Below are 22090 nucleotides of genomic sequence, written 5' to 3'. Positions count from 1 at the left end.
AATTTGAGGAAGGGTTGGAGAGGACGGTGGACTGGTATCTTGCCAATGAAGAGTGGCTGCAGGATGTCACTTCAGGGCACTATCAGCAGTACTACGAGGAGCAGTACGGAAAACGTTGAGGCGGCTGGCATCCACCGTTTTGTCTATGTGAATATAGCCGGGATAGTTGAGCCGTTTACTGCCCAGTGCGATGGTGGGCTTGATGCTGAACGTAAGGTTGATTTTCTCATTGGTGCCATGCTGCATGCGCTGGAGGAATGCCATAACTTTATTGAGTGTCTGCCTGTCTGAAAGGAAAGGATGAACATTGGTCTGTAACCTCAGCGGGACGGTGACCGTTTCGCCGGGGGCTATCTCAATGGACCGTTCGGAGACACCTTCTACCACTTCGGTGCCCTCAATGGCAATCTTGTAATTAAACTGCTGGATACCCGCAACATCCGGGGTGGGGTTGGTAATTGCAATGGTCAATATTCCCGAAAGCGGGATATCGCCGTTGAAAAAACCCAGTGCAACGCCGGGCAGCTGACTGACATCGATACGCCTACTGGCTACCAGCTTGCTTACATCGGTGCCCGCCAAGTATACGCTATCGGCCGAGACAATTTCATAACGGCATTTTTCAAGCGCCTTTAGTGCCCTGGCCTGCCGGTCGACACCGCAAGCGGTAAACGCGGTTGCGACCATGAACAGCGTAATCGCTTTAACCACGGTCGCAACCACGTTTTTGTTTGATTTAGTTGACAAGCTGTCAATCATACCATACATTATCGGGTGCAATCTGCCGTCCACGTACCGCGATCATTTGTCACCAGCATGTTCAATGAACTGGCCGTAACCCGGATCCCGGTGACGCCCTCACCGATACTAACATACGTGTTGTCGCCATCGCTTTGGAATTTGACACCGGTAATGTCTGGAATGCCGCTTCCAAAGATGAACGAATAGGAATCACCCACTTTGGTGACGGTTACCCGCCCATCCTCATCGGTAATGGTACGCTCATCGTCACTGAAGGTAATGGTGCCTTCATAAGTTCCCACAAAAAAATCGGTTTCAGCAGCCGGTGTCCTCATCGCACGAAACTACAAACATCAATGAAGCTAACACTAATGCCCCAAACACTTTTATTTTATTTTTCATAATGATATAGTTTTGTTTCAGTGTATAGGAGGCAAACGTTATGCCAAGCTCATGTGCCTATCTCGAAGTTACCCGGCACGGCACCAAAAGACCGCATCAGACGGTTCCACGAGTTGATCTGGGCAACGGCCAATGACAGTACGCTGATTTCTTGCTTGGTAAAGTGCTTTTCCAATGCCAGGTGGATGTCGTGGCTGTGTTCTTCGGGGAGCATATGGGTGAGCCTTTCGGCAAACGCCAATGCAGCCTGTTCTTTTTCCGTATAGTACGGTGTCTCACGCCACGCCGATACGGAAATAAGTCTCAACGGCGTCTCCCCATAATGCAACCCTTTTTTGTAATGCATATCGATGCAATAAGCACAACTGTTAATCTGCGAAACACGCATGTATACCAGTTCAAGCAAGCCATGGTCAAGCCCTGAGTTGTCGATGTAATCCTGTGTTTTCCGCATACCATCCAGCAGCCCTGCCGGATAGTCTTGAAATGTAATCCGCTCTTTCATTATTTTTTTTAAGAACGTAGACAAACAACCTATGGAATACGTGACACCGGTAAAGAAATTGTTGCTGCCAGCCGTTTGAGCTTATCGGGGTTTCTGACCAAGTAGACGTTACGCACGCCCGTTGCATCGATATCAAAAATCTGGCAGGTTTGCAGCATGCCGTCCTTCCAATATAAAATGGCCGGCTGTCCGTTGATTATGCCCGGCTCAGCCAGGGCATTTCGATAAAATTTACGGTATAGGCCGACGAGCATTTTCGATACGGAACGGCGTCCGGCAACCGGGTGTTTTCCGGCAGCAGCCTTGCCGCCACCGTCAGATATCACCGTAACATCTTCCCGGAGCAGGGTTTCTACCAACGAGGCATCACCGCTCCAGATGGCTTGAAGGAACCTGTCCAGAAAAGCCTGTTGCTGCGCAATCGGAACAGGCCGGCGTTTATCCGCCGCCAGCCGTGCTTTGGCCCGGCTGAGCAACTTCCGGGAACCTGCTTCGGTAATGTTCAGCACTTGTGCGATCTCCCGGTGTTCGTAGCCGAATGCTTCCTTTAAGATAAAAACAGCTCGTTCTTTCGCCGAGAGCGATTCCAACAGCACAAGCAGTGAATAGGAGAGGTTGTCTTTTCCTACGGTTGTCCGGTCTGAAGAGTCGCTGACCGGCTCAGGCAGCCACTGACCGAAATAAGCGTCTCGCTGCCTTTTCGCTCTTTCCTTCAGGTTGATTGCCAGGTTGATAACGATGCGCCTGAGGTATGCCTCGGGATTTTCGATATGCTGCGCATCCATATTGCTCCATTGCACATAAGCGTCATGAACGATGTCTTCCGCATCGGCCATGGAACCGGTGATGTAATACGCCTGGCGGATTAACGGGGGTCGGAGTAGTTCGATGGAAATACCTGCTTTCATGGGCGTAACACCTCAGCAATCAGCTCGGCCAATGTAAGCATGTCTTCTTCCCTTGGCTCGTTGCGGTTAGTCAGTAAGATGATGCTGAACCGGCGTGATGGTATGCGGTAAAAGATGTTGCGGAAGCTGGTGCTGCTTCCGGTGTGGTATACCGCTTTATGACCATCTTTGGTCTGTTTGAGGTGCCATCCGTATCCGTAGCCCACGGTGCCGCCACCCGCCAGCCGGTGGTATGCAAAAGATTCGTCGATCCAATGGATGGGGAGTACACTCCCGGTGTACAGGGCCTGGTCCCATTTGAGCATATCCAATACGTTGCTATAGATGCCGCCATCGCCAAGGACAGCGCTGGTCGAGCTCTGATCCCTGCGCACCCACCGGCCATCGGTTGCGCTGTAGCCAAAAGCGCGGACGGGCACGGTGGTTTTCCCTTCTTCATGGGCCAGGGTGGATGTCATACCCAGGGGGGCGAAGATGTGCTGCTGTAGGTATGCGGCAAACGGTTGGCCGCTATATCGTGCTACCATAAGCGCCAGCAACGCGTATCCGGAGTTGCTGTACCGGAACTGCGTGCCGGGTTTGAAATACCCACTTTCCAGTTTCATCAGGATGTCCAATACACCCTGATCCTTGATTTGCGGATTAAAGGCGGTATCGGCCACATAATCCTCATAGTCTGGAATACCCGATGTGTGGGTGAGTAGGTGCTTCACCGTTACCGTGTTGCCATAAGCCGGAAATCCGGGGAACGCTTCGGCTAATGTGGTGCCCATGGCCAGTTTTCCCTGGTGTACAAGCTGCAGGATACACGTGGCCGTGAACTGTTTGCTCACCGATGCCAATCGGAAATTGGTAGTGGCAGACACAGGCTGCTTATGCTCCAGATCGGCGTAGCCGTAATGCCGTTGCAGCAGCACCCGGCCATCCTGGACGACAAGCAGCGACGCCCCGGGGTTTTCACCATTGTAAGCGGCGAGTATACGGTCAATGGCTGTGGTGTCTTGAGCTACCGAAATAAGCGGTAACCCGAAAAACAAAAAGCCTATAGCAAAGATTGCTTTGTACATCGGCAGTAAAAATAGGTATTTTTCCTTACCTTTGCCCCGTTTTAAGACAGTGGGCATAGGTGATATCTTAGGAAAGTACCGCGAAAGCGGCAAGGTGGCCGGCTTAGCGAGGGCATTGCAGGGCAACCATCCGAAAATCCATCTCAAAGGATTGATCGGGTCGGCTGATGCGATGGTGGCCGTGGCATGTTACCAATTGCAGGAGCGGCCCATGGTCTTTGTACTGCCTACACACGAGGATGCTTCGTATTTCCTTAGTGATCTGGAGGGACTGTTGGATAAACCGGTGCTCTTTTTCCCGGCATCTTACCGCAAAGCATTTGACTTCACGCAAACGGATAGTGCACACGTGCTGCAACGGGCGGAGACGCTAAGCGCGCTGAACCATGCAACGGAATATCCCAAACTGGTGGTCACTTACCCCGAAGCGCTGGCCGAAAAGGTGATTAACCGCAGAGACCTGGAGAAAAATACGCTCGAAATCACCCGGAACAGCAACCTGGATATCGACTTCATCAATGAGTTTTTGCAGGAATACCAGTTTGAGCGGGTCGACTTCGTTTATGAGCCCGGACAATATGCGATACGTGGGGGGATCGTCGATATTTTTTCCTTTTCCAACGAACTGCCCTACCGCATCGAGTTTTTCGGGAATGACATTGAAAGCATCCGCACATTCGATATTGAAAGCCAGCTTTCGGTAAGCAACATCCATTCGGTGACGATTGTGCCCAACGTGCAGGCCAAGTTCCTTACCGAAGGTAATATCTCACTGCTGGAATATATCACTGCCGATGCAGCCATCTGGTTTGAAGATGTACAGTTTACATTGGATGTGGTGGGTAAGGGCTACAAGAAGGCAACCGAACTATGGAAAGCCCTGCCTGATGCTGACAAGCACCAGAATCCTGAATGGGTAGATCCGCGCTATAATTTCATTGACGAGAAGAACCTTTCTGCCATGTTGCAGGAGTTCCCTGTCGTGGAATTCGGCAAGCAGTTTTTTTATGCCGCCACGGAAACCCTGGCTTTTGACCAGCGCCCACAGCCTTCGTTCAATAAGGATTTCAGCCTGCTCATCCATAACTTTAAGGAAAACGTGAAGGCTGGTATACAGAATTGTATCTTCAGCGATTCGCCCAAACAGATTGAACGGCTGGTGTCCATCCTGGATGATTTGGATAAATCGGTTACGTTTATCCCCATCAACACCGCTTTGCGGGAAGGGTTCGTAGACCTGGAACTGAGCTTCGCCTGTTATACCGATCACCAGGTGTTTGACCGTTATTACAAATATAAACGAAAACGGGGGTATGAGCGTTCGCAGGCCATTACGCTTAAGGAGTTGCGCGAATTAAAGCCCGGCGACTACATCACGCACATCGACCATGGGGTGGGCAAATACGCAGGGCTGGAAAAGGTGGAGGTAAACGGCAAGATGCAGGAGATGATACGGCTGGTTTATGCGGATAATGACCTGCTTTATGTAAACATCAACTCCCTCAACCGCATCTCCAAATATACGGGCAAAGAAGGCGTTGCACCGAAGATGAACAAGCTGGGTACCGATGCCTGGGAGAAGCTGAAAAAAACCACTAAAAAAAAAGTTAAAGACATTGCGCGCGACCTGATCAAGCTTTACGCTAAGCGCAAGGCGCAAACGGGTAACGCGTTCAGTCCGGATACCTATCTCCAGACGGAGCTGGAGGCGTCGTTCATTTATGAGGATACGCCCGACCAGGAAAAGGCCACGCACGACGTCAAGCGCGATATGGAATCGCCCCACCCCATGGATCGCCTGGTATGCGGCGACGTGGGTTTCGGCAAGACCGAGGTGGCTATCCGCGCCGCATTCAAGGCCGTGGCCGATAATAAGCAGGTGGCGGTGTTGGTGCCCACCACCATTCTGGCCATGCAGCACTACCGTACGTTTTCTGAGCGGCTTAAGGGCTTTCCATGCTCCATAGACTACATTAACCGTTTCAAAACCAATAAAGAAATCAAGGATACCCTCGCACGGCTTGCAGAAGGGAAACTCGATATTATCATCGGCACCCACCGCTTGGTGAGCAAGGATGTGAAATTTAAGGACCTCGGACTGATGATTGTGGATGAGGAACAGAAGTTCGGGGTAGGGGTGAAGGAAAAGCTGAAGCAACTGCGGGCCAATGTGGATGCGCTTACGCTCACTGCTACGCCCATACCGAGAACACTTCACTTCTCGCTGATGGGCGCGCGCGATCTGAGTATCATCAACACGCCGCCGCCGAACAGGCAGCCCGTGCAGACCGAGCTGCATGTGTTCAATGAGACGTTGATACAGGATGCCGTTTCGTATGAACTCGACCGTGGCGGCCAGGTGTTTTTCATCCACAACCGGGTGGCCGACCTGCCGCAGTTGGGCAATATGGTCAAAAAGCTCGTGCCGCATGCGCGCGTAGGGGTGGCTCACGGCCAGCTGGAGGGCGATGCGCTTGAGGACGTGATGCTCAAATTCATCAACCACGACTATGACGTGCTGGTAGCCACAACCATTATAGAAGCTGGCCTGGATATCCCCAATGCCAATACGATCATCATCAACCATGCGCACATGTTCGGGTTAAGCGACCTGCATCAGATGCGCGGCCGTGTAGGGCGCTCCAACAAAAAGGCGTTCTGCTACCTGCTCAGTCCGCCGTTATCCACGCTTACCTCGGAGGCGTATAAACGGCTCAGTGCCATTGAAGAATTTTCGGAACTGGGAAGCGGTTTCAACGTGGCCATGCGTGATCTGGATATCCGCGGGAGCGGCAACCTGCTGGGGGCCGAACAAAGCGGTTTTATTGCGGAAATCGGCTTTGAGATGTACCACAAAATATTGGATGAGGCCATCCAAGAGCTGAAAGATGATGAATTTGCGGATCTTTTCAAAGACGTTAAACCCCGGGATTTCGTTTCATTCACGCAGATAGATACCGACCTGGAGGTGCTTATCCCAGATGAATACGTAACAAACATCAGTGAACGGTATAACCTGTACAACGAGATTGCCAAATTGGAGAACGGCGAACAACTGGAGGCGTTCAAAGCATCGTTACGCGATCGCTTCGGTCCGGTGCCGCACCAGGTAGAAGAATTGCTTAGTACCCTGCGCCTCCAATGGCTGGGCAAGGCGATTGGTTTTGAGAAGATATCCTACAAAAAAAGCATATTGCGTGGCTACTTTGCCACCAGCCCCGGCTATTTTGAAAGCGAGCGCTTCGGTAAAGTGCTTCAGTTCGTGCAGCAAAACCCCACTATCTGCAACCTCAAGGAAGTTAAGGGATCGCTGCGCATCGCCTTTGAAAGGGTGCCCGATATTGGCCATGCAATAGCCATCCTGCAAGATATGGCTGCCTGAACCTGTTAGGCACTGTCCCTTCGCTTGGACATCTTTTTCCTATAACTAAACGGAATGTCTGTCCGAATAGCCGTTGGTTAATATTCCGGCGAACGCAAAACCAGCGAAAGGCGGCAACGGAATAGAACAGGTGGGCATGTCGCCGACTCGTGAAACGCAACGGATGATAGGCATGGATATTGTGGATGCCTGCACATGAATGTAAAACGGATTTTTGGCACTATCCTTACGGTGTTAGGGATAGGAGGCCTGATTTACACGGGAGCGCTGGTATTGCAGCAACGTGGCGAATTACGTGAATTGATCGTTATCGGTGTTATCGGTTTGATATTTTTCATGTCTGGCATTTCGTTGGTTCGCAATACGAGGGATAAGGAATAAAACCTTACCTTAGCTCATCCAAAAGACATCAGTATGAGCTATATCGAAACCGACTTAATCCATGCCGGAAAGACGTTCAATGCGTCCAGGGCGGTCGTTCCCCCCATCTATCAAACAGCCACCTATTTTGCCGAAGCAAATCCTGAAGATTACCTCAAAACAGCCACAGAACCGCGGCATCCGTATTTTTACCATCGTCACGGCAATCCGGTAAGCAGCCAAACCGCTGAACTGCTGGCCAAGCTCGAAGGCACTGAAGCTGCGCTACTTACTGCTACAGGGATGGCCGCCATCAGTACCGCAGTGCTATCGGTGGTAAAGGCCGGTGATCATGTGGTGGCTCAACAGTCACATTACTCCGCGGCGAGTATACTGCTGAAAGAATTGCTCCCGCAGTTCGGCGTTGAGGTATCCTTTTTTGACCAGACGGACAACACCTCCCTCGATGCGGTAATACGGCCCAACACGTCGTTGATTTATCTGGAAACACCGTCAAACCCTAATCTGGCGATCACCGATTTAGCTTATGTAGGTGCATCGGCGCGGAGCAGGGGCATTACCACTATTTGTGACAATACGTTTGCCAGCCCCATTAACCAGCGTCCTGCTGATTTCGACATAGACATCGTTGTGCACAGCGCCACCAAATACCTGGGGGGGCACAGTGATCTTACCGCGGGCGTTATCTGCGGCAGCCAAGAGGCTGTTAACCTAGCCTGGAAAAAGCTGCTTTCGTTGGGCGGCGCCCTGGCGCCCTTTGATGCATGGCTGCTGCTCCGGGGGCTGCGCACGCTGTCACTGCGTGTGAAGCAGATCAATGCCAATGCACTGGCGCTGGCCGAATGGTTCCAGGTGCATCCGCTCATCAAGCGGGTACTGTACTGCGGCCTGCCGTCGCATCCGCAGCACCAGTTGGCCAAGCAACAGATGAACGGCTTTACCGGCATGCTGTGCATAGAGGTTGACGGTAAAGACGAACAGGAACAGTTTGTCCGGGCGCAAACCGTGTTGAATCATCTTCAGGTATTCGCCAACGCCGCCAGTTTGGGCGAGGTGGAGTCGCTGGCTGTGCATCCGGCCAGTATGTGGGGGCTGCACCATTCCCCCGAACAAAAATTAAAGGCAGGCATTAACGACGGTATGCTGCGTATTTCCGTAGGTATTGAACATATCGAGGATCTAATTACGGATTTTGAGCAGGGACTCGCGCAGATTTGAGAAACAAAATCCATAACTTAGCGGGCCATGATTAAACATAAAATTCTAACATTCGGGGAACTCCTGCTACGGCTGAGTGCATCGGGCGAATCGTTTTTGGGTACGGACGGGCAGGTGGTGGTTTTTCCCGGGGGGTCGGAAGCCAATGTGGCGGCGTCATTAGCACAGTGGGGGGTACCCTGTAGTTACTTAAGCCGCGTGCCTGATAATGAGCTGGCGGGCCAGGCGCTGGCCACCCTGAAAAGCCTGGGCGTGGATGTATCACCCACCCTCTTGGAAGGTGAGCGGCTCGGCTTGTATTTTCTCCTGTCGGCCAACGGGCTGAGCAAAGGAGAGGTGGTCTATGATCGCAACTACTCGGCATTCAGCCAGCTTCAGCCGGGCAAAATTGATTGGCAACGCGCATTGGAAGGGTATACCTGGTTCCATTGGAGCGCACTTACCCCCGCGCTGAATGAGTCGCTGGCAGCAGTATGCCAGGAAGCGTTGGAAGCGGCGAGCGATAAAGGGCTTACCATATCGGTCGATTTGAATTACCGCAATAAGTTGTGGAATTATGGGAAGCTACCCATTGACGTGATGCCGGCCCTGCTCCAATACTGCGACGTGGTGATGGGAAACATCTGGGCAGCTAACAAGATGCTGGGTACACCGGTGCTTGAAACGCTGGGCCGGGATACCGCACCCGCGGTGTATTTCGAACACGCTAAGGAGTCTGCGCGCGAGGTATATAGCGTGTTGCCTAACTGCCGGCACATTGCCTATACATTCCGGTTTATGGATTCGGCTACCCATAACTTGCTGTATGGTACATACCATACGCGTGAGGGGGATTTTATGTCGGCAATTAACGAAACGAACCGGGTGGTCGACCGCATAGGCAGCGGCGATGCATTCATGGCCGGATTGATTTATGCGTTAACAAAGGGAAGCGGAGGACAGGAAACCGTTGATACGGCCACAAACGCCGGATTTAGGAAACTGTTTGTCAAAGGCGATTTTGGCAACGGAGAATTATAGACACAATGTTATGACAAGTACTTTAGACCATATTCTTAGGTATCCGGCGCTTCCGGTATACTACAACGGCGATATTCAGGCGTGCACCGAAGTGGTGAACGCCTGTTATCAGGGAGGTATCCGTGTTTTTGAGTTTGTTAACCGCGGCGATAAGGCACCGGAGAACTTTGCCAAACTGCTGTCTTACCAAAAGGAACACTGGCCTGAACTGCTACTGGGCATTGGCACCATCAAAACCGCCGCGATGGCCAAGGTGTATATTGAATTGGGTGCGCAGTTTATTGTGAGTCCTGTAGTAAAAGCCGAAATCGCCGAGGTAACCCTGCAACAGGACCTGCTGTGGGTACCCGGTTGCATGACGCCTACCGAAATCAGCATGGCCGAAGATTTGGGAGCACCTTTGGTGAAACTTTTCCCCGGAGATACATTGGGACCGGCATACCTCAAAGCGGTTAAGCCGCTCTTCCCCGGTATGCGGTTTATGCCCACGGGTGGGGTAAACCCGACGGCCGAAAGCATTCAGGGGTGGTTTGATGCGGGCGTTAGTGCCGTAGGCCTTGGTTCCAAACTTTTCGCCGCGCCGGAGGGGGCTACAGGCTATGGCTGGCTTCAGGAACGGTGCCGCGAACTGATGGGCTGGGTAAACGGTTATCAGAGCAAATAAACGAAAACGATCAGCCCATAATAAGCCATTGCACTCCAAAGATATAGCTGGTTTTTGAACAGCAACGCACTGCTCAGTGCAATAAACGCTATTGTGAGAGCTGCGAGGTACGCCGAGTCGTTGTCGTTTCCATTAACGTAAGCCTGGATGAGGTGCACCACGTTGATGTTGAGCAACGAAAGTGCTGCCGGCACCAAGTAGTGCTCGGTAAACATGTCGTATCCTTTGGAGCGCCTTTTCATTATTGTGCTGCTTGGCTGGATTTACGGCGTCTGTTTACAAGATATCGTACAATAGCAAAACCAATCAATGCCATCAGTAAACCATTAACAATGATTCCGGCGGCGAAAGATGCTTGTGCATATCCGATAAACAAGCTGATGAACGCGATAACGGTTAGAAACAATAATGTAAGTACACTGTATACAAAGATGGTTTTCCAGGGAGTTGCTCCATCAATTTTCTTTTTTCGTTTGCGGAAGAGGAAGATGGCAAAACCGCTGATGGAGAGGAATCCGCTGGTGAGCCCCAGCAGGGCATACAGCGCTTTGAGGGCCAGGCCGCCGAAATCACCGAAATGGAGGGCTTCCTGCACAAAGTAAAACCGGTGACCGAAAGGCTGTTCCCGAATATCGTATTTAAATATCGTTGAGTAATCAATTTTGGAGAGTACCAGTATATTGATGTCACGTTCATAGACCAGTCCCGGTATATTGCCTCTTACCGTTACCGTACCGGATCCGTTGGCAGACGGCACCAGATAGCGGGGTTGTAGCTCAGGAAATTCACGTTCCGATGCTTTCAGAAGTTCAATCCAATGGACCTGCATGGCCTTATCTTTTTCTGCATCCATGACAATGGGCGGTTTGAAAGCGTTGGGCACCTGTATGTCGAACCAGCGCATGATCCAAGGCTGCAGCCCGAGCCACGCCCCAGTGAGGGCAATAACCAGGTTGAACGCCATGGCGCTGATTCCAATCAGTTTGTGCCAGTCGGCCATGACCACCCGAGTGGCTGCGTTCTTCCGGATACGGGGCCATGTCTGTTTCTTCATGAAGTTGCCGTAAATGAGCAACCCGGTTATAGCCACGACGGCCAAGGCCAGACCTCCGATACCAACCAGTTGCCGGCCCCAGTATCCGTCATACAGCCGTACATGTATTTGACGCAGAAAATTTGCGAGCGAATTCTGATGATCGCGCTGTCCGATAATCCGGTCTTTGCCGCCATCGATAAAGACATCATAACGCGTGAAGGCACCGTCTTGAGATGGGCGAATAAGATCAACCCTGACAGCTTCCTCCCGATGTTCAGGCAGGATAACGGCCAGTGAACGATAGTCGGGATATTTGCGGGCGAGCGAGTCCACCGATAAAGCAAAGCGATGTATACTGGCAGGCGCTGTTGAGGCCGCATCATAACGGTGTTTGACGATCAGGCGGTCTATTTCCGGAATGAACACCGCAGCGGCACCCGTGAGGCTCAGTATACCGATAAGTACGCCGGTATACAGCCCCACCCAGTGGTGCAGGCGCCAGAACAATTTCTTGCCATTACTTTCAGTGTTGCCGACGCGCTTCGCCATTTTTTATGATTAAAAAGTGTATCCTACACCGATTAGGAAATTGCGGGGTGTGCCGGGAAACAGCCTGTTGAAGTCATAGCCACCCACCCAATGGGTTTTATTGAATACATTATTCAGATTGGCCGACAGTTTGAATTTGTCAATGTTATAATACAAGGCAACATCGGCCACGACGTATGAGGGGAGGGTCAGGATATCACTGAACGTTGTGCGGGTGCTCACGTAGTTGGCCCCCGCAGCAATGCCGATACCGTGCAGGGCTGGTCCGGAAAAAATATACTTTGCCCAGATACCGCCCTGATACTTGGGTGCATTGGGCAGAACACTGCCTTCTTCGGCTTCGTTGTCGCTTTCAGTAATGATGGTTTCATTGAGCGCGAGGTTTGCCGTGATACTGAGGTTCGGCAGCAATTGGCCGTAAACATCCAGTTCCGCACCCCGTGAACGCTGTTGGCCAAGTTGCCTGAGTTCTTCGGGATTTTCCGGGTTGTTGGCGTTTATAAGGATGTTGTTCTGTTCGATGTGATAAATAGCTGTATTAATGCTCAGCAGTTTGTTTAGAAATTCCATTTTTGCGCCACCTTCATACATGGTGCTGGTAAGCGGATCGAACGGTCCGCCGAAGCGCTCCGGATCTCCGATGGTACCGGCGCCCTGTGGTTGGTAACCCTGCGCATATGTGGCGTAGAGGCTCACGGAGGTCACCGGTGTGTATACCAATCCGAAGCGGGGGATGAATTTCCGTTGTTCAACGGTCTTCTCATCGGCCTTCTGGTAATCCAGAATATCGGTATAGTACTCCTGCCTGAATGCAAACAATGCCTGTACCGGTCCCCAAGTAACCTGGTCTTGTACGTAAACCCCGTTCACATAGTATTTGGTGACCGCCTGTGGACTCGACACATTGAAGTATCCGGATATTTCGGAAATCGAATAGTCTGGATTAGTCAGGTCAAAATGCGGGATATTCGGCACAGGCCGTCCATTCCGTATCAAATAATTATCGCGGTTTGCCGGATCATACGCGTTAAGCGCTCCATTGTTAGCCGCATTTCGGTAGCCTCTGGCGTTGTAATTCGAACCGCCGACAGGCGATACATTGAGGATGTAGTCATAGCCTACCAGCAATTTGTGCTTCAGGGAGCCGGTATTGAAGTCGTTGACGGTATATAGTGTAATGTTGTCGTTATAATTCCGGCGCTTGCGCCGGATGGTCTGCATTTCCATCAATGTGGGTATCTCCACACCATCGGCATCCACCGCATAGTTGTTGGAGGTACGGTGTTCCAACAGGTCTTCATCATACAGAAACTTCATATAAGAGGCGTTGAATGAAATGCGGTCGGTGATCCGATGTTGCAACGATGCCGTGGTATACAGGTTGAGCTCATTGGCATAATCGTTTTCCTTACCAATGGCAAATGAGATGGGCGTAGAGTACAGATCGGTCCCGGCCGATGCCCCGAAAATAGGCTGTCCACGATCCAGCCGCGACTTGGTTTTCGAGTATACAAAATCCACATTCACTTGGGTGCGGCTTGTGGGGATGAACGATACGGAGGGAGCAATAACCATGTCTTCACCGCCTTGCAGCACACGGAACGACTGCGCATTCTGGTAGGCAAGGTTCAGCCGGTATAATAGCGTCTTTTCCGTATTCATCGGTCCGGTGAAATCACTCGTCATCCGGAACGTATTGTAACTGCCTGTGGCGAAGCTGACCGATTTGCGCGCTACATCCAGCGGCTTCTTGGTTACGGTATTGACCGTGCCGCCCGGGTCGGTATTGGCGAATAGCGCGGAGGCGGGGCCTTTAATTACCTCAATGCGCTCTACATTGGGTAACAGTGATTGCGCAAAGCTCGTCGTTGGGTTCCGCAATCCATTGATTAGTGCATTACCCGCCCGGAAGCCGCGCAAAGTAAAGTCATTATTATAAAATGAAAAAACGTTCACGCCACTGATGTTCTTGATGACATCGCTTGTCTTGAACGCTTGCTGGTCATCGATCACTTCTTTGGTGACGTAACTGATTGCTTGAGGCACAAATCTAATTGGGGTCTCTGTTTTGGTACCGGCAAACGACGAAGTGTTCTTGTAAGTCTGCTCTTTCCGGCCAATGATTTCTACAGCTTGCAACTGGTTTTCAATGGGGTATAACGTCACCGTAAGCGCATGGCTGTTTGACGAAGGAAGCGATATGTTGACCCGTGACGGCTCATAGCCGAGATAAGAGAAAACCAAGGTGTAGTGGCCCTCCGGAAGCCCTTCGAACAAGAAGGCGCCATGTTCGTCGGTTACGCTGGTGTTTGATAGACCGATTAACCGTACAGTTACACCCTGCAGGGGCGTTCCGTTGGGTGAAGACACGCGTCCGCTGAGGGAAGCAGCCTGGCTAAAGCCATAATGATATACTGCGATGCTGAACAGCAGGCAAACGAAAGTAGTCAAATGTTTCATTCTTATTTGGACTTATTATAAATAGTATGCAAGTTTAGTGTAATTAAATATCAAATTCAAAAACTTTTTTAAGAAAGGATACATTTTGAAAATGCCTCAATCGATTGCGCGGATTGAATGTGGAATGCGTTTCCTATGTTTGCGAGACACATACTAAATTATGAACAGACTGGCTAAATTATCCGTAATTATCGCGTTGCTGCTATCTTCAGGCACTCAGGCCCAGGAGCACACGTTTTCCATTATTCCGCAACCGCTGCAGTTGGAACCGAAGCAAGGCGGGTTCTTAATCCGCAAAACGACGACCATTCAATTGGACGACAACCGTCCGGAGCTGCGTGCATTGGCTGAGCTGCTTGCGCAAGGGCTGTTTGAGCGTACCGGTACACGTCCGCGTATAACGTCCGGCAAGGGTGGCAGCAACGCCATAGCCCTGCAATTGGTACAAGACACGCTGGGTGATGAGGGCTATCGCCTCACCGTGGGCAAGGGGGGTATCACGGCGCGGGCCGCAAAGGGCAACGGTTTGTTTTACGCCATACAAACAATTTACCAGCTGGTGCCGGCAGATCAGACCGCATCTAAGCCGGTAACCGTTCCGGCTGTGGAGATTGTAGATAAACCACGTTTCGGCTGGCGTGGATTGATGCTGGATGTTGGCCGGTACTTCTATTCCGTAGATTACGTGAAGAAGTTTATCGATTACTTGGCTATGCATAAGATGAATACCTTTCACTGGCATCTGGTAGAGGATCATGGCTGGCGCATAGAAATCAAGAAGTATCCGCGGCTTACCGATGTTAGCGCATGGCGCCCCAGCACTAACTTCCAACGGGGAGGATACATTAACCGTAATCCGCATGGTGGCTATTATACTCAAGAAGATGTTAAGGAAGTGGTGGCATATGCACAGTCGCGGTATGTTACGGTGATTCCGGAGATAGAGCTGCCGGGGCACGTGCTTTCGGCATTGGTGGCCTATCCGGAGCTGTCATGTAGCGGCGGACCGTTTGAGATTCCCGAACAATGGGGTATACAGAAAGATATTTACTGCGCGGGTAAAGAAGAGGTATTCACTTTTTTGGAAGGGGTGCTCTCAGAGGTAGCCGAACTGTTCCCGAGTGAAATCATCCACATTGGCGGTGATGAGGCTCCCAAAGACAGGTGGAAAGCCTGCCCGCATTGTCAAAAACGTATTAAGGATGAAGGATTGAAGGACGAGCATGAACTGCAGAGCTACTTTATCACGCGTATTGAGAAATTCCTGAACGGTAAAGGCAAGCGCATTATCGGCTGGGACGAAATCCTTGAGGGCGGTCTGGCACCCAACGCAGCGGTGATGTCGTGGCGGGGCATCAAAGGAGGGATCGAGGCTGCCCGGATGCACCATCCCGTGGTGATGAGTCCTACCACGCACATGTATCTCGACTATTTCCAGGGCGAGCCGTACCATGAACCCAATGCGATAGGCGGGCATCTTCCGCTACGCAAGGTGTATTCCTTTGAACCCGTACCGGAAGAACTCGTGGGTAAAGAGCGGGATTTTATTTTAGGCGTGCAGGGCAATGTGTGGGCGGAATATATCCATTCGCCCGACAAAGCCGATTACATGACTTATCCGCGCGCCGCAGCTGTCGCTGAGGTCGGCTGGAGTATGCCTGATAGAAAAGATTGGGAAGACTTCACTCGACGCATGGAAGCCCAGTACCGCCGGTACGATGGGGTGGGCATCAACTACGCCAGGAGTGCTTATCAGGTGTACTTCGAGGTGGAAGACAACGTGGCGGGCAATGTGTCAAAAGTATCCCTGAAAACCGATAGTTACCGACCGGAGATCCGTTACACGACCGACGGCACAGAGCCGACTGCCAGCTCAACCCGGTACGACGGGCCGTTTGAGGTGACCGAATATACCACCGTGCGTGCAGCAACGTTCAAAGACGGTAAGCGGATAAGTCCGGTAAGCATCCGTTCAATGGTGCATTTCGGGCAAACGGATTGATTCCAGTTCTCGGCACCGGGCTACCGCAGCATCCACCACCCGAAGCGTAGCGGAAAAGAAAAACGCAAAGATTACCGCCAAGAGGGTATAGGCGCACGCCCATATCCAACTGGCGGTGACACTTTCTTCATAGAGCAACTCGATTTGAAGGATGAAGCCCGGAAAAAAAACAAACGAGTTGGTTGCCTGCATAGCCAGTATCCTGCGATACCGCCGCCGTATCCAGCTATGGTATATAACGATACCGATGGCCACCGCCATATAACAGATGGACAAAGCGATGATGAACGTGGTTGGCGGGACGATGAAGAATAACTGAAAACAGGCAATAGCCAGCCCTGCAACAAGGGCTATCCGCGGGAGGGACAGCCATGCCTTCAGCTCCAGCCCGATTTGGCGGCGGTATTTACGGTTCAGTGATTGGATGAGGGCATCTTCCAGTATACTGAACCCAAACACGCCGAACTCGGCATGAGTTTGTTTCAATGCCTGTTCGAAAGGCAAGTCAGGATTTTCCCGAAGCTTGTCCTCAATACGGCAGGCCACGTGGTCGATAATCTCCAATTGCAGGTCAATAGCGGTAAAACCCCGCTTGCTGATGAACGATTTAATTTGATCGAGTTGTGTTTGGGTCAGTTTCATCAGATACTGGCTAAACGTGCGCAATCAACCGCTTGTAATCGGTATTGGCTATTTTGACAAACGCCACGGTATATGCAATCACGAGCGTTAGAATAACGGACAGACCGGGATGCCCTAAAAACTGGATAATGGCCCTTGACAGGCTTGAGCCAGCCGGTTCATTGCCGAACAAGGTTGAAAAGACAGCGCTGCTAAAGAACCCCGAGACAATACCAGAATAGGGGACAAAGGAAATATGAAGCATCAGTGTGTTTACCAGTGACGTTTTCCGTCTGCTGGTAACGGTTCTGAAATAACCATTTCCGGTGCCGATACCCAGAAAATAAAACAGCGGCGCTAACGACAGGCACATGATGGCCAGCATGAGCCAAGCCGGATCCAAACCGGCATTTTTGGCGAATAGGTAAATGGCCAAAGCTACTACAGCCATGACGGCCGATTTTCCCGAATTAAAGTAACTGTTGAAGGTTGCCTTTAAACCGGTCTGCAACTGTGTTTTTAATAACTGCTTCCGCTCTGCCGTCATATCTGAAATTCCGCGTTGATCACCGATATCCTGTTTCATGATTTCTTCAAACAGCGGTAGGATGGGGCGGTTGTCGCCGCTTTTACGCTTGTATTCACAGGCCGATACTAAATGGTCATATACCTCATTATATATCTCAGCATACTTAATGCGGTAGGTTTTCAGCCGCTTCGCAATCCATCGCTTTTCGTAAGGCATCAGTGTGTGCATGATACGGTTGGTTTAAGGTTCAATACCAGTTGCAGTTTTTCAATGAACGTAGCGGCTTCATTCATTTTCGTTTTGACTTCGCCCTTTCCCTGGGAAGATAATGAGTAGTATTTCCGAATCCGCCCGTCCACTAATTCCGTGCTGGTTTCCAATAGCCCCTCGGCTTCCAGCTTATGCAATGCCGGATACAGCGCCCCTTCGGTAAGGTTAAACTCGCCGCCGCTCAGTTCCCTTACCCGTTGGGTGATTTCGTAACCATACATCCGATCTTGGTCTTCCAATAATTTCAGGATGATGGTTTGCAGGGTGCCTTTCAATAGTTTTGCTGAACTCATGGACAAATATATGTAATTTCCCAATATACATAAGAAAATTATGTATAGAATTACCGGAGCAATGGCGCTACAATTTAAAAATTGATAATAAGTTTGGCCTTGAAGTGGTTTTTGGCTATCTTCATCGGCCGTTTGCGGGACGTGTTCCTGCAAATTGCGGTGGAAAAACAGACGTATGAAGATAGGCATCGCGGCAGATCATGCCGGTTTTGAACAGAAAGGGCAGTTACTGGCTAAGCTTCGCGAAGCGGGTTATGCTGTGCATGACTACGGTGCCGCGGAATACGATTCGGAAGACGACTACCCTGATGTCATTGAGCCGCTGGCGCGGGCCATTGCCCGTGGCGAAGTGCGGCGGGGCATTGCCGTATGCGGCAGTGGGGTAGGGGTATCTATTGCCGCAAACAAGGTGCCGGGTGTGCGTGCGGCATTGGTTACCGATACCTATTCGGCTCGGCAAGGCGTGGAGCATGATGATATGAACCTGCTTTGCCTGGGTGGCCGGGTCATCGGACCAATGCTGATGTGGGAGTTGATCACAGCGTTCCTTCAGGCAGAATACGATGGAGGGGAACGCTTTGAACGGCGGCTACAAAAGGTCATCGCCTTGGAACAACGGGCATTGAGGGGGCAATAAGCACAAACTGCGACGCGTTCATGATGCTGTTAAGCGAACAATTAAGGAGTAATTATTTACTGAATGAAATCAGGTAGAAAACTGGCCCCCACCATTATTGTCATTTTTGGTGGAACGGGCGACCTTACCAAACGAAAATTGATTCCCGCATTCTATAACCTGTATATTGACGGTTGGATGCCCGAAAAATTTGTTATCATTGGCTTGGGTAGAACCCAGTGGACGGATGAAGACTATAAGGAACACCTGCACGAAGGGCTGGTGGAGTTTTCAAGAAAAGGCAAGCCCGATGAGGCGAAATGGCAGCAGTTTCATGCGTCCGTTTCTTATTTTGAGTCGAACATCAACGATCCGGAGGCGTACCGCGGACTGGCAGACAGGCTGGATGCCTTTGATCAGGAATGGGGCGTGCGGGCCAACCGGCTGTTTTACCTGTCTATTGCTCCGCAGTTTATCGAAGCGGCCACGGTCAACATCAGCAAGTATGAACTGGCCAGCCGGCCCGATTCCGATCGTATCGTGGTGGAAAAACCGTTCGGCTATAACAAGCAGACCGCAGTGGCGCTCAACCGGCTGCTGAGTCAGACATTCCAGGAAGAACAGATTTACCGTATCGATCATTACCTCGGTAAAGAAACCGTGCAGAATATCCTGGCTTTCCGCTTCGCTAATGCACTTTTTGAACCACTATGGAACCGTAATTATATTGACTATATCCAAGTTACCGTAGCTGAACAAGTGGGAGTAGAAGATCGGGGCAGCTATTACGAGCACTCGGGAGCGTTGCGCGATATGATACAGAACCACTTGTTGCAAGTGCTGTGCATGATCGCCATGGAAGCGCCCATCTCATTCCAGGCCGAGGAAATACGGAACCGCAAGGTAGACGTGATGCGGGCCATACGGCGGCTGCGCCCTGAAGAAGTGCATAAATATGCCGTACGGGGGCAGTATGGGCCGGGCTGGATTGCCGGCCGGAAAGTGCCGGGGTACCGCGAAGAACCGGGAGTAGACCCGCGGTCCAACACCGAAACATATGCTGCGGTGCAGTTATATATTGATAATTGGCGGTGGCAGGGTGTGCCCTTTTACCTGCGCACCGGTAAACGCATGCAGGAAAAAACCTCGTCCATCACCATCCAGTTCCGTCCGGTACCCCATTCTACATTTTCGCCCACCCAGGCGGGGAACATCATGCCCAACCGGCTGACCATCAATATTCAGCCCACCATGGATATCCGGCTTCGGTTTACGGCGAAGAAACAGGGGCTTGAAATGAGCCTTAATCCCGCTGAAATGGTATTCGATTACGATACCTGCTCTACCCAGACGCCCGAAGCGTATGAAACTCTGCTGTTGGATGCCATGCGCGGTGATGCAACATTGTATATGCGGTCCGATCAGGTAGAAGAGGCCTGGGATGTCATCACCCCTATACAGGAGGCTTGGGAGAGCCGCGACTCGCTCGATTTCCCCAATTACGCGGCGGGAACATGGGGGCCGGAAAGTGCCGAGGCGCTGATTGCCCGGCAAGGACACATCTGGGCATTGAATTTACACACTTAATGCGATACAACGATGTTGAAGACATATACAGATTTACAGGAACTCTATACGGCGGCGGCGGCACTGTTTGTGCAAGCTGCCAAATCAGCTATTAGCCAGAACGGCCGCTTCACCGTGGCCCTTACCGGCGGCTCTTCGCCTGTAGAAACTTATCGATTGCTGGCCACACCGGAATACCGCGACCAGGTGCAATGGGAGCACGTTTACATCTTTTGGGGAGATGAACGGTGGGTACCGATGGATGACGACCGGAGCAATGCGCGTATGGCGTTTGAAACGTTGCTTAACCACATCCCTGTCCCAAAAGCGCAAGTGTTCCCAATGTGGGCGCCCGATGTTACTCCGGAGGCGTTTGCAGAACAATACGAACAAACGCTGCGGCAGCATCTGGGTAAAGAGGGGCATTTTGATCTCATCTTACTGGGCATGGGGGCTGATGGGCATACAGCCTCTTGGTTTCCCCACACAGCTGTAATAAATGAACGGGAAAAATGGGTAGCGGCATATTACCTCCAAGCCCAGAATATGTACCGTATTACACTCACCGTGCCATTGGTTAACCAAGCCCGGCAAATTGTTGTGATTGCCTATGGTGCCAATAAAGCGGATGCTTTATTTGAAGTATGGAAAGGTGAGCGTAATCCTGAGGAATACCCGGCCCAGCTCGTCGATACGGCGATAGAAGGCCGAGTCACATGGTTGGTCGATGCCGACGCAGCAGCAAACTTGTAGCAGTTAAGTTTGTTATGCCATCAAAGAATGATTACATTTGATAAGAATACTTCTAATTATGGCAAAATCAAAAATTGCAGACAATGACGTGCTTGCTTACCTTCAATCACGCAGACAATCGCTGCAAGAAGAATTGGACAAAGTTGAAGCGGCCATCGCGTCGCTTGGCATGGAAATAAAACCTTCCGGTAAAAAAGAAAAGAAGAAGAAAAAGAAGCTGGAAAAAACGGTAAAGGCTATCCGTAAAAAAGTGGCTAAAGCCATAGACGGTGTAAAAAGCCAGGCTGAAGCCTTGATGGAAACGGCTGCATCTACTGATGCAGGTCCGGCAGAGCGCACTAAGCCTACGCGGAGGCGAACCCCGGCCGTTAAGGCGGCAGCGCCTTCTTCTGAAGCTGCACAGGCCCAAGCTGCACCCGCGGAGAAACCAGCCGCACCGACCCCATCCGCCGCAAAGGCAAAGAGGACTTCTACATCAAAGAAAGCAACGGCCGATGCACAGGGTACATCCGCTGCATCCCAAGGTAAACCGAAACGGGGCCGTGCAGCTGCCAAAACAGCGACTGATGAACCGGTATCCGGGACTATCCCACCGGTTCTGGAGAATGAGGCACCAACCGGCAGGGCGAAGCCAAAAGAAACCACGCGTAGCAAGCGCGCAACGGCTGTTAAACCGTCCGTTGCCGCAGCCGATACCCAGCACGAGCAGGCCGCTCCGAAGGCCGCACGGCGGACCAATGCCAAGAGGATACCGAAGGCCGCCGCACTTAACCCGTCGGCAACGATGGATGATAAAATAAAGCATGCGCTGGAGATCAAGCAAAACAGTACCAGGGATGAACTTGTTGACTACCTCCATGGCCTGGATCCGGATTATGGCATGACTAAGTTGAGACGGGTGATAGCATTCCGCTTAAATCACCTGTTGAAAACCGGCCAGATCAAAGGACAGGAAAGCGAAACGGGCTTCCGCTATACGAGCGCTTAATAGCAGTATAACCGAACGACGGATGAGGCTGTCTAAAAAGCCTCAATTAAGAAAAGGAATCCCCGATACAGATAAAGTTTCGGGGATTTTTTTGTTTGTCCTAAAAAAAGCTTATTTTT

The 22090-nt window shown here is 51.2% G+C and carries 21 protein-coding genes and 1 pseudogene; 11 read left to right on the top strand and 11 right to left on the bottom strand.

Annotated elements, in window-relative coordinates:
* A pseudogene (locus tag BM030_RS20295) lies at nt 1-119 on the top strand (dTDP-glucose 4,6-dehydratase); the annotation flags it as partial.
* Here BM030_RS20295 and BM030_RS18875 read toward each other — a convergent pair.
* The 5 genes from BM030_RS18875 to BM030_RS18855 form a co-directional block, all read right to left on the bottom strand.
* Entirely contained in the window at nt 67-759 is a 693-nt protein-coding gene (locus BM030_RS18875; protein WP_139215955.1) for an LEA/WHy family protein, read from the bottom strand. The pseudogene BM030_RS20295 and the gene BM030_RS18875 overlap by 53 nt on opposite strands.
* Before the next feature lie 8 nt (nt 760-767).
* Nucleotides 768-1076 carry a hypothetical protein gene (locus BM030_RS18870; RefSeq protein ID WP_244519046.1) on the bottom strand — a complete coding sequence of 103 codons (309 nt, stop codon included), beginning with the start codon at nt 1074-1076 and terminating at the stop codon, nt 768-770.
* Between the two features lie 116 nt (nt 1077-1192).
* Nucleotides 1193-1648: a carboxymuconolactone decarboxylase family protein gene (locus BM030_RS18865; RefSeq protein ID WP_090975162.1), complete on the bottom strand. Its 456-nt coding sequence runs from the start codon at nt 1646-1648 to the stop codon at nt 1193-1195.
* 29 nt (nt 1649-1677) lie between these two features.
* Nucleotides 1678-2556: a sigma-70 family RNA polymerase sigma factor gene (locus BM030_RS18860; protein WP_090975161.1), complete on the bottom strand. Its 879-nt coding sequence runs from the start codon at nt 2554-2556 to the stop codon at nt 1678-1680.
* A complete protein-coding gene (locus BM030_RS18855) occupies nt 2553-3680 on the bottom strand; it encodes a serine hydrolase domain-containing protein (RefSeq protein WP_211657663.1) in 1128 nt (375 codons plus the stop codon). The genes BM030_RS18860 and BM030_RS18855 overlap by 4 nt, the downstream gene beginning before the upstream one ends.
* Here BM030_RS18855 and mfd point away from each other — a divergent pair.
* The 5 genes from mfd (at nt 3673) to BM030_RS18830 (ending at nt 10288) form a co-directional block, all read left to right on the top strand.
* On the top strand, nt 3673-7005 hold the full coding sequence (gene mfd / locus BM030_RS18850; RefSeq protein WP_090975160.1) for a transcription-repair coupling factor: 3333 nt from the start codon (nt 3673-3675) through the stop codon (nt 7003-7005). The genes BM030_RS18855 and mfd overlap by 8 nt on opposite strands.
* Before the next feature lie 195 nt (nt 7006-7200).
* Nucleotides 7201-7386 (top strand): hypothetical protein, encoded by a 186-nt coding sequence (locus tag BM030_RS18845; RefSeq protein ID WP_090975159.1) that lies wholly within the window; start codon nt 7201-7203, stop codon nt 7384-7386.
* A gap of 33 nt (nt 7387-7419) precedes the next feature.
* Nucleotides 7420-8604: a trans-sulfuration enzyme family protein gene (locus BM030_RS18840; RefSeq protein ID WP_090975158.1), complete on the top strand. Its 1185-nt coding sequence runs from the start codon at nt 7420-7422 to the stop codon at nt 8602-8604.
* A 27-nt stretch (nt 8605-8631) separates the two neighbouring features.
* Nucleotides 8632-9624, top strand: a complete 993-nt coding sequence (locus BM030_RS18835; RefSeq protein ID WP_090975157.1) for a sugar kinase — start codon at nt 8632-8634, stop codon at nt 9622-9624.
* 10 nt (nt 9625-9634) lie between these two features.
* Nucleotides 9635-10288, top strand: a complete 654-nt coding sequence (locus tag BM030_RS18830; RefSeq protein ID WP_090975156.1) for a beta/alpha barrel domain-containing protein — start codon at nt 9635-9637, stop codon at nt 10286-10288.
* On the opposite strand, the gene BM030_RS18825 is transcribed toward BM030_RS18830, so the two are convergent.
* The 3 genes from BM030_RS18825 to BM030_RS18815 are packed head-to-tail and all read right to left on the bottom strand — an operon-like array spanning nt 10276 to nt 14333.
* The gene (locus BM030_RS18825) at nt 10276-10530 is read right to left on the bottom strand and encodes a hypothetical protein (RefSeq protein ID WP_139215954.1); all 255 of its coding nucleotides are present in this window, start codon (nt 10528-10530) and stop codon (nt 10276-10278) included. The two genes, BM030_RS18830 and BM030_RS18825, sit on opposite strands and share 13 nt — an antisense overlap.
* A complete protein-coding gene (locus BM030_RS18820) occupies nt 10530-11873 on the bottom strand; it encodes a PepSY-associated TM helix domain-containing protein (RefSeq protein WP_090975154.1) in 1344 nt (447 codons plus the stop codon). Before BM030_RS18820 ends, BM030_RS18825 begins: the two co-directional genes overlap by 1 nt.
* Before the next feature lie 9 nt (nt 11874-11882).
* A complete protein-coding gene (locus tag BM030_RS18815) occupies nt 11883-14333 on the bottom strand; it encodes a TonB-dependent receptor (RefSeq protein ID WP_090975153.1) in 2451 nt (816 codons plus the stop codon).
* A 160-nt stretch (nt 14334-14493) separates the two neighbouring features.
* Between BM030_RS18815 and BM030_RS18810 the strand changes: the two genes are divergently transcribed.
* A complete protein-coding gene (locus tag BM030_RS18810; protein ID WP_090975152.1) occupies nt 14494-16335 on the top strand; it encodes a beta-N-acetylhexosaminidase in 1842 nt (613 codons plus the stop codon).
* Here BM030_RS18810 and BM030_RS18805 read toward each other — a convergent pair.
* The 3 genes from BM030_RS18805 to BM030_RS18795 are packed head-to-tail and all read right to left on the bottom strand — an operon-like array spanning nt 16306 to nt 18048.
* On the bottom strand, nt 16306-16977 hold the full coding sequence (locus BM030_RS18805; protein ID WP_090975151.1) for a hypothetical protein: 672 nt from the start codon (nt 16975-16977) through the stop codon (nt 16306-16308). The genes BM030_RS18810 and BM030_RS18805 overlap by 30 nt on opposite strands.
* 10 nt (nt 16978-16987) lie before the next feature.
* Nucleotides 16988-17713: a hypothetical protein gene (locus tag BM030_RS18800; protein WP_139215953.1), complete on the bottom strand. Its 726-nt coding sequence runs from the start codon at nt 17711-17713 to the stop codon at nt 16988-16990.
* Entirely contained in the window at nt 17701-18048 is a 348-nt protein-coding gene (locus BM030_RS18795) for a PadR family transcriptional regulator (protein WP_090975149.1), read from the bottom strand. The genes BM030_RS18800 and BM030_RS18795 overlap by 13 nt, the downstream gene beginning before the upstream one ends.
* A gap of 175 nt (nt 18049-18223) precedes the next feature.
* Between BM030_RS18795 and BM030_RS18790 the strand changes: the two genes are divergently transcribed.
* From BM030_RS18790 to BM030_RS18775, 4 genes are all read left to right on the top strand, one after another.
* The gene (locus tag BM030_RS18790) at nt 18224-18685 is read left to right on the top strand and encodes an RpiB/LacA/LacB family sugar-phosphate isomerase (RefSeq protein ID WP_090975148.1); all 462 of its coding nucleotides are present in this window, start codon (nt 18224-18226) and stop codon (nt 18683-18685) included.
* A 63-nt stretch (nt 18686-18748) separates the two neighbouring features.
* Nucleotides 18749-20251, top strand: coding sequence for a glucose-6-phosphate dehydrogenase (zwf, locus tag BM030_RS18785; RefSeq protein WP_090975147.1), 1503 nt, complete (start codon nt 18749-18751; stop codon nt 20249-20251).
* A 12-nt stretch (nt 20252-20263) separates the two neighbouring features.
* Entirely contained in the window at nt 20264-20983 is a 720-nt protein-coding gene (gene pgl / locus BM030_RS18780) for a 6-phosphogluconolactonase (RefSeq protein ID WP_090975146.1), read from the top strand.
* A gap of 58 nt (nt 20984-21041) precedes the next feature.
* Nucleotides 21042-21971 carry a hypothetical protein gene (locus BM030_RS18775; RefSeq protein WP_090975145.1) on the top strand — a complete coding sequence of 310 codons (930 nt, stop codon included), beginning with the start codon at nt 21042-21044 and terminating at the stop codon, nt 21969-21971.
* Nucleotides 21972-22090 lie beyond the last annotated feature (119 nt).

Origin of the sequence: Parapedobacter composti (assembly GCF_900112315.1) — a bacterium.
In the GTDB taxonomy this organism is placed as follows: Bacteria; Bacteroidota; Bacteroidia; order Sphingobacteriales; family Sphingobacteriaceae; genus Parapedobacter; species Parapedobacter composti.
This window is presented reverse-complemented; position numbering and strand designations above follow the sequence as displayed.